17 protein-coding genes are annotated in these 13,049 nt (G+C 52.9%); all 17 read left to right on the forward strand.

The annotated features are described in order from the left end of the window. Positions 1-8: 8 nt before the first annotated feature. The 17 genes from fliG (at position 9) to fliQ (ending at position 13,048) form a co-directional block, all read left to right on the forward strand. Complete coding sequence (gene fliG / locus ACFPOF_RS04225) at positions 9-1,019, forward strand: flagellar motor switch protein FliG (protein WP_378129895.1); 1,011 nt, start codon at positions 9-11, stop codon at positions 1,017-1,019. Continuing rightward, a complete protein-coding gene (fliH, locus tag ACFPOF_RS04230; protein WP_378129897.1) occupies positions 1,012-1,854 on the forward strand; it encodes a flagellar assembly protein FliH in 843 nt (280 codons plus the stop codon). The genes fliG and fliH overlap by 8 nt, the downstream gene beginning before the upstream one ends. Beyond that, positions 1,841-3,160 (forward strand): flagellar protein export ATPase FliI, encoded by a 1,320-nt coding sequence (gene fliI, locus ACFPOF_RS04235; RefSeq protein ID WP_378129899.1) that lies wholly within the window; start codon positions 1,841-1,843, stop codon positions 3,158-3,160. The genes fliH and fliI overlap by 14 nt, the downstream gene beginning before the upstream one ends. A 10-nt stretch (positions 3,161-3,170) precedes the next feature. Next, entirely contained in the window at positions 3,171-3,626 is a 456-nt protein-coding gene (gene fliJ, locus ACFPOF_RS04240) for a flagellar export protein FliJ (RefSeq protein WP_378129901.1), read from the forward strand. A 37-nt stretch (positions 3,627-3,663) separates the two neighbouring features. After that, on the forward strand, positions 3,664-4,575 hold the full coding sequence (locus ACFPOF_RS04245) for a MotE family protein (protein ID WP_378129903.1): 912 nt from the start codon (positions 3,664-3,666) through the stop codon (positions 4,573-4,575). Positions 4,576-4,841: 266 nt separating this feature from the next. Then, positions 4,842-6,260 carry a flagellar hook-length control protein FliK gene (locus ACFPOF_RS04250; protein WP_378129905.1) on the forward strand — a complete coding sequence of 473 codons (1,419 nt, stop codon included), beginning with the start codon at positions 4,842-4,844 and terminating at the stop codon, positions 6,258-6,260. A 26-nt stretch (positions 6,261-6,286) separates the two neighbouring features. After that, positions 6,287-6,754 (forward strand): flagellar hook capping FlgD N-terminal domain-containing protein, encoded by a 468-nt coding sequence (locus ACFPOF_RS04255; protein WP_378129907.1) that lies wholly within the window; start codon positions 6,287-6,289, stop codon positions 6,752-6,754. After that, complete coding sequence (locus ACFPOF_RS04260; RefSeq protein WP_378129909.1) at positions 6,747-7,133, forward strand: TIGR02530 family flagellar biosynthesis protein; 387 nt, start codon at positions 6,747-6,749, stop codon at positions 7,131-7,133. Before ACFPOF_RS04255 ends, ACFPOF_RS04260 begins: the two co-directional genes overlap by 8 nt. Before the next feature lie 92 nt (positions 7,134-7,225). Next, positions 7,226-8,044 carry a flagellar basal body rod protein FlgG gene (gene flgG, locus ACFPOF_RS04265; RefSeq protein WP_378129911.1) on the forward strand — a complete coding sequence of 273 codons (819 nt, stop codon included), beginning with the start codon at positions 7,226-7,228 and terminating at the stop codon, positions 8,042-8,044. Between the two features lie 67 nt (positions 8,045-8,111). Beyond that, positions 8,112-8,345 (forward strand): flagellar FlbD family protein, encoded by a 234-nt coding sequence (locus tag ACFPOF_RS04270; protein WP_378129913.1) that lies wholly within the window; start codon positions 8,112-8,114, stop codon positions 8,343-8,345. Beyond that, positions 8,342-8,824 carry a flagellar basal body-associated FliL family protein gene (locus ACFPOF_RS04275; RefSeq protein WP_378129915.1) on the forward strand — a complete coding sequence of 161 codons (483 nt, stop codon included), beginning with the start codon at positions 8,342-8,344 and terminating at the stop codon, positions 8,822-8,824. The genes ACFPOF_RS04270 and ACFPOF_RS04275 overlap by 4 nt, the downstream gene beginning before the upstream one ends. A gap of 39 nt (positions 8,825-8,863) precedes the next feature. Continuing rightward, entirely contained in the window at positions 8,864-9,865 is a 1,002-nt protein-coding gene (gene fliM / locus ACFPOF_RS04280) for a flagellar motor switch protein FliM (RefSeq protein ID WP_378129917.1), read from the forward strand. Beyond that, positions 9,855-11,048: a flagellar motor switch phosphatase FliY gene (gene fliY, locus ACFPOF_RS04285; protein WP_378129919.1), complete on the forward strand. Its 1,194-nt coding sequence runs from the start codon at positions 9,855-9,857 to the stop codon at positions 11,046-11,048. The genes fliM and fliY overlap by 11 nt, the downstream gene beginning before the upstream one ends. A gap of 21 nt (positions 11,049-11,069) precedes the next feature. Further along, positions 11,070-11,432 (forward strand): response regulator, encoded by a 363-nt coding sequence (locus tag ACFPOF_RS04290; protein ID WP_378129921.1) that lies wholly within the window; start codon positions 11,070-11,072, stop codon positions 11,430-11,432. A gap of 27 nt (positions 11,433-11,459) precedes the next feature. Beyond that, positions 11,460-12,002, forward strand: a complete 543-nt coding sequence (locus ACFPOF_RS04295) for a flagellar biosynthetic protein FliO (RefSeq protein ID WP_378129923.1) — start codon at positions 11,460-11,462, stop codon at positions 12,000-12,002. Further along, complete coding sequence (fliP, locus tag ACFPOF_RS04300; protein ID WP_378129925.1) at positions 11,999-12,745, forward strand: flagellar type III secretion system pore protein FliP; 747 nt, start codon at positions 11,999-12,001, stop codon at positions 12,743-12,745. Before ACFPOF_RS04295 ends, fliP begins: the two co-directional genes overlap by 4 nt. Positions 12,746-12,778: 33 nt before the next feature. Further along, positions 12,779-13,048 carry a flagellar biosynthesis protein FliQ gene (fliQ, locus tag ACFPOF_RS04305; protein ID WP_209746858.1) on the forward strand — a complete coding sequence of 90 codons (270 nt, stop codon included), beginning with the start codon at positions 12,779-12,781 and terminating at the stop codon, positions 13,046-13,048. The last annotated feature ends 1 nt before the right edge of the window (position 13,049 follow it).

Raw genomic sequence — 13,049 nt, forward strand, 5'->3', positions numbered from 1 at the left:
TGGCGGTATTGGCAAAGGGGTTACAGTTGTCCGGTAGGCAGAAGGCTGCCATCTTGCTCATCACGCTCGGACCCGATGTGTCTGCTCAAGTGTTTAAGCATTTGAGGGACGAAGAAATCGAGCAATTGACGCTTGAAATCGCAAACGTACGCAAAGTCGACGCTGGCGAGAAAGAGTCCATTCTTAGCGAGTTTCATCAAATTTGCATTGCTCAAGAATATATTACGCAAGGCGGCATCACTTACGCGAAAGAAATATTGGAGAAAGCGCTCGGTTCGCAGAAGGCGCACGACATTCTCAATCGTTTGACGGCAACGCTGCAAGTTCGTCCGTTCGACTTCGCCCGCAAAGCGGAACCGTCGCAAATTCTTAACTTCATCCAGAACGAGAACTCGCAGACGATTGCCCTCGTACTCTCGTACTTGCAGCCGGATCAATCGTCCGCTGTGCTCTCGTCGCTTCCGCAAGAGAAACAAGCGGAAGTTGCGCGCCGTATCGCTTTGATGGATAGCACTTCCCCGGAAGTCATCTCGCAAGTCGAACGAGTGCTGGAACAGAAACTGAGCTCGACTGTCACGCAGGACTACACGAACGCCGGCGGTATTGAAGCGATCGTGCAAATTTTGAACGGTGTAGACCGGGGCACGGAGCGGACGATTCTCGATTCTCTCGAAATTCAAGACCCGGAATTGGCGGAAGAAATCAAGAAGCGGATGTTCGTGTTCGAGGATATCGTCAATTTGGACAACCGTTCCATTCAGCGCATTATTCGCGACATCGAGAACGCCGATCTGCAGCTCTCTCTCAAAGTGGCCAGCGAAGAAGTGCGGGAAGCGATTTTCCGCAACATGTCGAAACGGATGGCGGAGACGTTCAAGGAGGAAATGGAATACATGGGTCCTGTGCGGCTTCGCGACGTCGAAGAGGCTCAAACCCGCATCGTAGCGACGATCCGCAGACTGGAAGAAGCCGGAGAGATCATCATCGCACGCGGTGGAGGAGACGATATTATTGTCTAATCTTATCAAGTCCTCCCATGTCGTATCGCTTGAGGAACTAAGGTTGCTGGAGGCGATTCGAAAATACGAGTCGATTCCTCAAAATAATTCAAGAGTTGACGGGAACGGCGAAGGAAACGACGCGGTCGATGTCGAAACTCAATCGTTGAAAGAGCGCATTTTGTCCGATGCCGAAGCGACTGCGGCGGATATTGTGCGGCAGGCGCAAGCCGATGCTGCGGATATCCGGTCGAAGGCGCAACAGGAAGCGGAAGAATGGTGGCAGGCGCGCCGCGGCGAAGACGATCAGCATAGAGAAGAAGCAAGCCGGCTCGGATATGAGGACGGTTACGGCGAAAGCAGGAGGCAGGCGGAACAAGACGTCGCCTCCGAGTGGGAGTCGCAGCTTCGGGAAGCGCGGACAATCGTTGAACGCGCATATGAAGCGAAACAATCGATTATCGCTGAAGGCGAAGCTTTTCTTGTCGAACTGAGCTGTCGCATCGTGGAGAAAATCATCGCCTCGAAGCTATCTGATGCGCCGGAAATGGCCATGAAATTGTACGAGAAGGCGCTAGCGAGGAGAAAAGAGCAAGGCGTCATCGTCTTGTGCGTCGCTCCATCTCATTTCTCGTTTGTTCAGGCAGCGAAGTCGGAGTTGATCAATTCGCTCGATGCGCAGGCGGAACTTCAGATTGTGCCTGACCATTCGATCAGGGAGGGCGGGTGCGTTGTGCGTTCGGCATTCGGCAGCATCGATGCGACGATTGATACTCAACTGGAGTCGATTCGCGAACAGTTGTTGAAGATCGCCGCGCATACGTTCGAGGAGGGAATTCGGGATGTCGCTCCTTAACGTCAACCGGTACTCGGAGGTATTGGATCGGATTGATCCGGTGCGGGTGAACGGCAAAGTCATTCAGATTATCGGCTTGACGGTTGAATCGGAGGGGCCGGATGCAAGCATCGGCGATGTCTGCGAAATTTATCCGAACAAGGGCGGCAAACCCGTTCTGGCCGAAGTCGTCGGTTTCCGGGACAATCGCGTGCTGCTCATGCCGCTTGGCGAATTGCACGCAGTAGGGCCCGGATGCGATGTCGTCGCTACCGGAAGTCCTCTTAACGTCAAAGTCGGTTCCGAGTTGCTTGGCAAAGTGCTGGACGGCCTCGGCAATCCACTGGACGGCACAGGATTGCCGCCGCGTATGCCACATTACTCGACGCACAACGTGCCAGGCAATCCACTGCTGAGACCACGTGTGCAGACGCCATTAGGTGTCGGTGTAAGAGCAATCGACGGTCTTCTAACAGTCGGGCAAGGTCAGAGGGTCGGCATCTTCGCAGGCTCGGGCGTTGGAAAGAGCACGCTGCTTGGCATGATCGCGAGAAATACATCGGCCGACGTGAACGTCATTGCGCTTGTCGGCGAACGCGGACGGGAAGTGCTCGAGTTTATCGAGAAAGATCTCGGACCGGAAGGGCTTGCCCGTTCAGTCGTCATTGTCGCCACATCCGATCAACCGGCGCTTATTCGTATTAAAGGCGCTTTGATCGCGACGTCGATCGCCGAATATTTCCGTGATCGCGGCATGAACGTCATGCTCATGATGGATTCGGTTACCCGTTATGCCATGGCTTTGCGCGAAGTCGGCCTTGCGATCGGCGAGCCGCCTGCGACACGAGGGTACACGCCTTCCGTATTCGCGGCGCTGCCCAAGCTGCTTGAGCGAGCGGGGACGGGGCAAACGGGTTCGATAACGGCCTTTTACACGGTGCTTGTAGACGGCGACGACATGAACGAACCGATTGCGGATGCGGTCAGGGGGATTCTGGACGGTCATATCGTCTTGCATCGGAATTTGGCAAACAAGGGCCATTTTCCAGCGATTGACGTGTTATCGAGCGTAAGTCGTGTAATGAAGGATATCGTTACAGAGGAGCACCAGGGAGCGGCCGAACAGCTGAAAAGACTGCTAGCAGTGTACCGGGATTCCGAAGATTTGATCAATATCGGAGCTTACCAGCGAGGTTCCAATCCGGATATCGACAAAGCTATTCAATTTTACGATCTGATCAAGACGTTCACGCAGCAGAAAACGAACGAGAAAGTAACGCTTAAGGAAGCGATTGACCGGTTAATCATCGATTTTTACAGGAGATGACGGATAAAAGATGGCGGGTTTCCGGTATGCGTTACAAAAAATCGTCGATTTGAAAGGCAGCGAGAAATCGATGGCCGAATGGGCGTTCGCAGCCTCATTGGGCAAGCTCAGACGGGAAGAAGAGCAATTGCGCGAGCTGAGAAACGAACGGGAGAGACTGGAGGGGGCGCTGGAAGTGACTTCGGCTCAACCGGTTCCTCTTTCCGAGTTGATCGCGGTGCAAAGATACATTGATGTCGTCGACAATCGTATCCGCAAGCAACACGAGGATGTAAAGACAGCGGAGCTTGCTGCGAATAAGCGCCAGGCTTTGCTGACGGCGAAGATGGTTGATGAGAAAGTGTGGCTTAACTCAAGGGAGCGCGCTTTGGAACGTTTCCGGAGTGACAGGCTTGCGAAGGAACAGAACGAATTGGATGAAATCGCGATCGTGCGTGCCGCATCGGCGGCAAGGGGCCGGAATTAAGTCGGTTGACGTATCGCCGTAGAAAGGAGGGACGATCGTGGCGAGTGCGGATGTGGAAAAGAGCAGTTACAGCGGCTTCGAGCGTTTTCTCTTTTTTGTGACCCCGATCTTGTTTACGGCCGTGCTGCTTGGCGTGCTGCTGCTGATGTTTAATACGAATTGGCGCAATTCCGCTCTAGAATTCGGTCACAAAATTCCTGTCATCAAGTCGATGCTGCCTTCGCCGGACAAGCCGGGGGATACGCCGGCGAAAACGGATGAGGAATTGACCGTGTCGAACGCCAAGACGAAAGTCGAGCAGCTAAACGCGATGCTGACGGATCGGGAAAACGCTTTGAAGCAAGCGACGGATTTAACGACGCAGCAGAAAAAACAAATCGAGGACATGAAAGCGAAGCTCGACGAGCTCACGAAAGCGAACACCGACAAGACGATCGACGCGGACGCCTATCATGCGAGAATATCGTCTCTTGCGGACATGTACGGCAAGATGACGCCAAGCAAGGCTGCTCCGATCCTGGAAAGCATGACGGTGGAGGAATCGGCTCTTGTGCTAGGGGCGATGACCGAAACGCTGCGTGGTAAAGTGCTCGAACGGATGACCCCGAAAGTAGCAGCCGACGTATCGATGAAGCTGAAAGATTCGGAGACGGTCAACGATCGGGAAATCGCGGCATTGCAAGCGCGAATCAATGAGCTGGAGAAAGGCACGAAACCTTCGTCGGAAGTACTCGATACGGCGAAGCTGAATCGTACGTTCTCCGCGATGAAACCGGCAAGCGCTGCACAGCTTCTTCTGCAGATGGCAGCAGGCAATCAAAGCAAAGCGTTAACGATCCTCGGCGTCATGGACGATTCTCCGAGATCGAGCGTTCTGGCGGCGATGGCGGACCAGGATAAGAAGACGACGGCGATTCTCGTCAGTAAGCTGATGCCGGCAAAGCAATGACGCCGAATTACCTTCTCGAACCTGCAACGTGATCAAAAGCGAACTTTTTGAACTTCCTCAATCAGATCGTGTTCAAAAAGTTCGGTTTTCAGCACCGAGAAGGTTGGATGAAGCGCGGGAATGAGGAGCGGAGCGTAGGCAAACCTACGTGAGCACCGGAAGACCCGTGCAGCATTCAAGATTCGACGCCGAATAACCTTCTCGAACCTGCATCGTGATCAAAAGCGAACTTTTTGAACTTCCTATATGAAGGGAGGTGAAAACAGATGAATATGGCGATTAACACAACGCCAGTCGCTGCGGGCAAAACATCGTCGACGGGCACAGGAGCAAACGCTTCAGTCTCGACGACAGGGAATGCGTTCGCCGGAGCTCTCGTTCAAGCGATTGACGGCAAAGGCAATCAGGCGCCTACGAACGGCACGTTATCTTTACCGGTTGGATTGGCGGGGTTGTTCGCGCAAGTTGATGGCGAAGAAGGAGCATTGTCCGCTGAGCAATTGATGGATGCACTGGCCAAGCTGGCCGACCAACTTGGGCAGATCGAGCAGGACGGCGCCGACAAGTTGCCGGAAGACGTACAAAATCAACTGGCATCCATGCTTGTGACACTGCAGAGCTTAATCGTTCAAACGAATGCACAACCGACAAATAACCTGTCTGAAGACGAGACGAATGTGGTTGTGGCGCAGGTTGCTGGGTCAGGGCTTCAAGGTGCGAAGTCGACTTCGGGTGAACTCGTCGCGTCTCTTCGTAAGGCGGTTCAGGCGTTGTCCGATGCTATTGCTTCCGGTGCGGATATTCCGCCGCAAACGAACGGATTCGTGAGTCAGCTTCAGCAAACGCTGAACACGATCGTTGCTCCGACAGCGATACAAGCTGTCGACGCGAATGTTCAAGCCAAACGTAGTTCCGATCAGGAACAGGCGAACAAAGAGATCTCGGATCAGCCAGCGAGTCAGCAAGCTACAGGCACGTCAAACGTTGCGAGTGGCGAACAGCGCAAGTCGGTTCTCACCCTTCGTGAGCCTGTGTGGCGCTTTAACTTAAGTGCGACAGAGCAACAAGCGAACGCGGAAAACGGAGAAACGGTTGTTGCGGGCGTGTCCGAATCCGAGGCGACAACATCCGATGCGCAGCCAGCCTGGACGTTAGTTCGTAACGATACGCTTACGAGCACGCAATCGGCACCGAAGGCAGATTTGCCTGCATCAGTTCCCGTCCAGCAATTCGCTGAGCAGATGGAGAAGTTCCTTGTGAAGCAATTCCAGCTCACGCAAGGCAACGGAACATCCGAAGCGAAGCTGTCTCTAACGCCGGAGCATCTTGGTCAAGTCGACATTCGAATCGTCATGCATAATGGTCAAGTGACTGCCCAGTTCGTGGCGGAAAGCGCCATGGCCAAAGACATGCTCGAGAATCAAATGTCGCAACTGAAAGCTTCCCTTAGCAGTCAAGGTTTGAGCGTCGAACGACTCGAAGTCGTTCAACAACCTTCGACGTCCACGGGGGCAAGCTTTATGCAGCAGCAACAACGTCAATCGAATTCCGGCAACGGAAACGGTTCAAACCGCAATGGCTCAGGCGATTCCGCCGATGATCAAGCCGTGTTCGCAGCGGAAATGGAACGCACATCCTTCATGAGGGAATTCGGTCAAGGCGGTTCCATCAACGTGACCGCGTAAATTCCGAGATGAAGGAGGTGAATCGAGTGGCCGATCTTCTGGGAACTTCGAACGTATGGCCTTATTATTCTTCACAGAACGTACAAGCGGCGGCAAGAAAACCGGTCAAAGAGCTTGGCAAAGATCAGTTTCTGCAAATTCTGGTCACCCAGCTTCGTAACCAAGATCCTATGCAGCCAATGCAGGACAAGGAGTTTATTGCCCAAATGGCGCAATTCTCCTCGCTCGAGCAGACGATGAACATGTCCAAGGAGTTAACTTCCATGAGACAATCCGCAGGCATGGCTGCGGGACTCATCGGCAAGCAGATCAGCTGGCTGGATACGACGGATCCGAACAAAGTGGTTGAGAAGTCGGGAATCGTCAATACGATTTTATGGCGTGACGGCATTCAATACGTCAAGGCGGGAACCACGGAAGTACCGATAGATCAACTGACATCGATTACCGAAGCGTCGAGCGACGCAAAGGCGGGGGTGTCGGGAGATGAGTGACCGGATGCTCGTTGGGCAATTGGCTTCTGGAATCACGACGCCAATTCGCAACAACCTGAACGTTGTCGGGAATCGTTCGGTGTCGACCGACCAGACCTCTTTTCGCGAAATTCTTAGCCGTCAGCAACTGAAGTTCAGTCATCATGCGGAACAGCGACTGCAGCAAAGAGGCATCAAGCTGCTTCCGGAGCAAGTCGAACGCATCGCAAGCGCCGTCGATCAAGCGGCTGCGAAAGGTGCAAAAGATTCGCTTGTGCTTTTCAAAGATATTGCAATGATCGTCAGTGTACCGAACCGCACCGTCGTTACGGCGATGGACGGAAACGCGATGAAAGAACATATTTTCACGCAAATCGACAGCGCGGTTGTTGTCGGTTGATCGTAGGACAAGGGCTGGCCCCACAAGGAAGCCCCAGGCCGCGGACCGATTGAAGCGGCTTCATTCCAAACACTATTGGAGGTAGGCAATACATGTTGCGTTCCATGTACTCTGGCGTTTCCGGCATGAGAGGTTTTCAAACGAAGCTCGACGTTATCGGTAATAACATTGCCAACGTCAATACGGTCGGCTTCAAAGCCGGACGCGTCATGTTCAAGGACATTTTGAGCCAATCGATGTCCGGCGTCACCGCTCCCGTAGAAGGGGAGTCCGGCGGCGTGAACGCGAAGCAAGTAGGACTCGGCGTATCGGTCGCATCGATCGATACAATTCATACGCCGGGCAGCGCAATGACGACGAGTGTTCCGACCGACATGCGCATAGACGGCGACGGATTTTTCGTTGTCAGCCCGGCCGACGGCGGACCGCAATATTTGACCCGTGCGGGCAATTTCACGCTTGATGCGAACCGCCAGCTCGTGAATTCCGACGGTATGTTCGTGCTTTCTTCCGAGGGCGCACCGATCGTTCTCGACGAGACAGTAACGGCTTTCTCGATCTCACAGGACGGTACGATCATCTCTATTGACCAAGACGGTTTGGCGACAGCGACAGATTTCAAAATTGGTGTAGCGAAAGTCGTGAACCCGGGCGGTTTGGAGAAGGTCGGAGGCAGCTTGTACCGAATGACGCCGAACGCGAACCCAGGAGGCGAACTGACGATCGGGGAAGCGGCGAACGCAGAAACCGGGACGGGTTCGATCATCTCCGGCCAACTTGAAATGTCGAACGTAGACCTGACGAACGAGTTCACGGAAATGATTGTCGCGCAGCGTGGTTTCCAGGCTAACTCGAGAATTATTACGACGTCCGACGAAATATTGCAAGAAATCGTTAACTTGAAACGGTAATTGAAAGACTGCTGGGGGAGGATGGCTGCATAACCTTCCCCCCCGGCGGCTTCCGGAGGACCAAGCAATGATCCAAGTGACCCGTTTGAACGGCAGCAAGTTTTTCGTCAACGCTTTATTGATCGAGACGGTGGAAGACACGCCGGACACGATCGTCACGCTAACGACAGGAAAGAAATACATCGTTCTCGAAAATTCTTCGGATGTAATCCGGTCGATCCGGCATTATTTACGCAGCATCGGCGTTCTCGCGGCCGTTACCCGGCCCGTAGACGCGCAATCGGAGGGAGCTTCGTCATGAGAAGATTGTTGCCATGGCTCGTTTCGCTTTTACTGGCGATCACGTTAATTGTCGTTGTTACGTTCTACTTCTGGAATAACATGTTCGGGGACAAGAAGTCTGCGGACCCTGATCAGGCTGCCAAGGAAGCGACGAGCAGCGTTCAACCTGAGCCGAGATCTGCGGATGAATTGGTGAAAGTGACATCCGAATTAACCGATATCAAAACGAACTTGGCCGATACGGATTACGTCGTCCAAATCAGCTTCTCGTTCGAATTCGACGACGAGAAAGCGAAAGAAGAGTTCGACAAAATTAAAGAAAACCAAATCAGGCCGCTCATTAACCGCGCACTGTGGGTAATGACTCCGGCAGATATGAACGGTACGAAAGGCAAAGACCAGTTGACCGCGGGGCTGATCAACACGATTAACAAGACGCTGACCACGGGCAATCTGCTTCAAATCAATATTAAAGATTTCATTATGATGACCGTATAACCTGCGACCCGATCATGGCCTGAGAAAGGGGTGAGAGATTTGGTAGACGTACTTTCGCAGAACGAGATTGACGCGTTGCTCGCGGCGCTCTCGTCGGGAGAAATGGATGCGGAAGAGCTAAAGAAAGAGGATACGCAGAAAAAAGTGCGCGCTTACGATTTCAAGCGGGCGACACGTTTTTCGAAGGATCACATTCGCAGCTTAACCCGGATTCACGAAAACTTCGCACGATTTTTAACGACTTATTTCTCCGCACAGCTTCGAACGTTCGTCCAAATAAGCGTCGTGCAAGTCGAGCAATTGCCGTACGACGAATTTATTCGCTCGATCCCCAAGATGACGATTCTGAACATCTTCGAGGCCGAGCCGCTGGAAGGACGAATGGTGCTGGAGGTCCATCCGAACGTCGCCTTCGCCATGCTGGATAGAATGCTCGGCGGCGGCGGGAGCGCGCCGGGTAAAATCGGCAGCTTGACGGAAATCGAAACGATTATTATGGAGAAAATTTTCAGCCGTGCGTTGGAAAGTCTTCAGGAAGCTTGGAGAACGGTTCTTGATATTCAGCCGCGGCTTGAAGGGCTGGAGACGAATCCTCAGTTCATGCAGATCGCATCGCCGAACGAGACGATTGCACTCATCTCGCTCAGCACGAAGATCGGCGAGACGACCGGAATGATCAACCTTTGTATTCCCCACGTCGTCATCGAGCCGGTGATGCCGAAGCTATCGGTTCACCACTGGTTCGTGTCGCAGAAGAAAACGAGGGCTCCTGAGGAGCAGCACATACTCGAACAAAGGTTAAACAAAGCGAAGTTGCCGATTATTGCGGAACTCGGAATGTCCCAGATTTCTATTAGAGAGTTTCTGAGTCTTGCGGTAGGCGACGTTATCGCTTTGCAGAAGCCGACGGGCGAGGGATTGGAAGTTAAAGTCGGGGAGAAAGTGAAGTTCATCGCCAGCCCCGGTACTGTACGAGACAAATTGGCGATCCAGATCGAGGAGATCGTCAGCGAAGGGGTGGATGAAAGCAATGACGAGTAAAGACTATTTATCCCAAGAAGAAATTGACGCGTTGCTGCGGCAGTCATCCGACGGGGACAGCGGGTCCGATTCGGCTTCCGGCGGCGCCAAGACGATCGACGACTTCTTGACGCCGCTTGAGCAAGACGCGCTCGGCGAAATCGGCAATATCACTTTCGGAAGCGCTGCGACCGCGTTGTCTACGCTGCTAGGTAAAAAAGTCGATATTACGACACCGACGGTATCGATCATCGCTCGCGATCAATTCGAGCACGAGTTTCCGAAGCCGCATGTTGCGGTGCATGTCAGCTATGTCGACGGTTTCGAAGGGATTAACTCCTTGGTGATCAAGTCCCACGACGCGCAAGTGATCGCGGATTTGATGCTCGGAGGAGAAGGCAACGTCACTTCAGAAGAACTAAACGAAATACATATTAGCGCCGTCCAGGAAGCAATGAACCAAATGATGGGCTCGTCGGCGACATCGATGTCGACGATCTTTAACCGGATGGTCAACATTTCGCCTCCGGGTATCGACATTATGGACGTTCCCAATAATGCAGGCGTTAGCAATTTGCCGACCGAAGATTTTTTTGTCAAGATTTCCTTCCGACTGAAAATTGGAGATTTGATCGATTCGTCGATTATGCAATTGCTCGCTGTACCGTTCGCGAAAGAGTTGGTGAACTCCTTGATGGGAGGAACATCTGCTCCAGATCCGACACCGGCACCAGCACCCGCGGCACCGGCCCCACAGCCGCCGCAAGCGACTCACGCGGCGCCGCCGCCCGTCCATCAAGCGCCTCCGATGGCCGCGCCGCAGCCGAATTATCCGGCTCCAATGCCGTCCCATCCGCAAACGCTTGGAGGCGTAAACCGGAACGTAAACGTGAATCCCGTTCAATTTGCTAACTTTCAAGGTTCGGGCTTTCCGCAAGGCGATGAGACGAATCTAAATCTATTGCTCGACATTCCTCTCAAGGTCACGGTAGAATTAGGCCGTACCCAAAAACAAATCAAGGATATTTTGGAGCTGTCCCAAGGTTCGATCATCGAGTTGGACAAGCTGGCAGGCGAGCCTGTAGACATCTTAGTGAATAACAAATTGATTGCCAAGGGCGAGGTCGTCGTCATCGACGAGAACTTCGGTGTACGCGTGACCGACATCGTTAGCCAGTGGGATCGGGTACAAAAAATCCAATAAGCTTACCGGGAGGAAATTGAAATGGCAAACCGCATACTCATCGTAGACGACGCAGCTTTCATGCGCATGATGATCAGAGACATTTTGACGAAAAATGGGTACGAGGTAGTCGGAGAGGCGCAAGACGGTTCGCAAGCAATCGAAAAATATAAGGATTTGCAACCGGACCTCATCACGATGGACATTACAATGCCGGAAATGGATGGCATTACGGCGCTTAAGGAAATTCGCAAGCTCGATTCCAACGCGAAAGTGATCATGTGCTCCGCAATGGGCCAACAAGCGATGGTTATCGACGCTATTCAAGCGGGCGCGAAAGACTTTATCGTTAAGCCTTTCCAAGCCGACCGCGTCATCGAAGCGATCAAGAAAACCCTCGGGTAACATACGGCAAGGAGCGTTGAGGCATTCATGCGTACTTTCGGGTTGGCCGAGGAAATCCAATATAACGGAGACTACTCGGCTTGGGATTTGATATGGGTATTGTTCGTGCTCGGCGTTATTATCGCGTTAATTGTGCTGCTTCTGCGGTTTTTCGCCAAACGCAATCGCGGTTGGGGAATGAATCGGGCTCTTCGATCGCTCGGCGGATTTCCGCTTGGCACGAACAAGTCGATGCAGATCGTAGAATGGAATGGCCGAATCTACGTGCTTGGCGTTGGCGAGAACGTTACGCTGCTTGAATCGATCACGGACCCCGAAATGGTTGCCGCGCTCTTGGCTGAGCATGAGGCCGTTTCCGCGAATACGGGAGCTTCACTGCCTGAGTGGCTTCGCCAATGGGCAGGGCGCAACCGGCCGCAGGAAGAGGCGAACGACGCCGCGAAAACTCGCGGCGACGGGGTTTTCGAGCAAACGCTCGAAGCCAGGCTTCGCCAGCTTTCCGAGAGAAGACAGCGGGTGGAGCAATTGATGGAGGACGGTCGATCCGAAGATCGGTCAGAAAAGCCATGAGAAAAAAATTGATTTACAGCTTTGTTGCGCTTCAAGCGTTATTTCTCGCTTTTCAAGCGTCCGCGTATGCCGAACCGATCGTAGGCGTGACATTGGGAGACGGAAGCGAACCGGTAGGCGCGTCAGCGTTATCGCTGCTGCTCCTGATCACGATATTGAGTCTGGCACCTGCCATTCTCGTTCTCATGACCAGCTTTACAAGGATCGTTATCGTACTCGGCTTCGTTCGCACGTCGCTCGGCACGCAACAAATGCCCCCGAACCAAGTATTGATTGGTTTAGCGCTGTTTATGACGATGTTCGTCATGGCGCCTACGTTCTCCCAAGTGAACGAGACGGCTTTGAAACCGTACTTGGCGAATAAGATCACTCAGACGGAAGCGCTGCAGAAAGCTTCGATTCCGATGAAGGAGTTTATGTACAAGCATACCCGGCCTAAAGACCTGTTGCTGTTCATGAACTATACGAAAACAGAAAAGCCGGAAACGTACAAAGACATTCCTATTACGGTGCTAGTTCCGGCCTACGCCATCAGCGAATTAAAAACGGCGTTCCAAATGGGATTCATGATCTTTATACCGTTTCTAGTCATTGATATGGTTGTCGCAAGTACGCTCATGGCGATGGGTATGATGATGCTGCCGCCCGTAATGATTTCGCTGCCGTTCAAGATCTTGCTGTTCGTGCTCGTCGACGGTTGGTACCTTGTCGTGAAATCTCTGTTGACCAGCTTCAGCACTTGAAGGAACGCGCAATCGTAACGTAGGAGGGAACGCATGAGCGCCGAATTCGTCATCGGCCTGGCGGGTCAGGCTATGTATCTGGTTCTAAAGGTCAGCGCGCCGATGCTTGGCATCGGCTTGATCGTCGGCCTTCTCGTTAGTATTTTCCAAGCAACAACTCAAATTCAGGAGCAGACTCTTGCATTTATTCCGAAAATCGTCGCCGTATTCGTTGCCTTGCTGTTGTTCGGTCCATGGATTTTGAACATGATGATCGACTTCACAAGCCAGTTGCTCGGCAATCTTTCGAGTTACATTCGGTGAT

This window comes from Cohnella soli (genome assembly GCF_042655525.1).
GTDB classification, from domain to species: Bacteria; Bacillota; Bacilli; order Paenibacillales; family Paenibacillaceae; genus Cohnella; species Cohnella soli.